Annotated in this window: 1 protein-coding gene; it reads right to left on the minus strand. The window is 49.5% G+C overall.

Annotated elements, in window-relative coordinates:
* On the minus strand, window positions 1-377 hold a 377-nt coding region (locus tag M977_RS23910; RefSeq protein ID WP_209438630.1), incomplete at its 3' end, for an ESPR domain-containing protein.
* Between the last annotated feature and the right edge of the window lie 172 nt (window positions 378-549).

The raw sequence follows: 549 nt of genomic DNA on the forward strand, positions 1-549 counted from the left end.
GGGCCGCCAGTAGAGGCTCCAGTGGCACCAGCTCCTCCAGTGACGTTCTGGCTAATCGTGGTGGCCTGACTAATTTGTGACCCGGAAGTGCCGGCTGCCGTTGCGGCAGGAGGGGTTATAGTGCCGTAATAACCAACGCTGGATTTGCCAGCAGGGTAGGCAAACCCCCCGCCGGTACCTTCCGTTCCACTTGCCCAGGCAACGGGTTGCCCTGCAAGCAGAACACCAAAAATCATGGCAGAAAAAGTGATTTTATTCGCGGTCACAATATGGGTCGTGCCCGTCGTAAAGGATTTACCTGCCGCACGGGCGACTTCACTCACGACGCGCCAGACACCTGTTCTTTTATCGTAAACCAGCTTATAAATTTTATTCATAATATTGCACCATTTAAATATTTTATCTGAGCGCCTGAAATAAAAACCCACTCATGGCATTAATTTACTGCAATGATTCTCATTGTCATTTTCACACCCTCTGCAAGTACTCTGACCGGGCGAGGGAAATATCTGACCGCCTCCGTCAGAAAAACAATGCAATTCTGAATTT

Source organism: Buttiauxella gaviniae ATCC 51604 (assembly GCF_001654835.1).
GTDB classification, from domain to species: Bacteria; Pseudomonadota; Gammaproteobacteria; order Enterobacterales; family Enterobacteriaceae; genus Buttiauxella; species Buttiauxella gaviniae.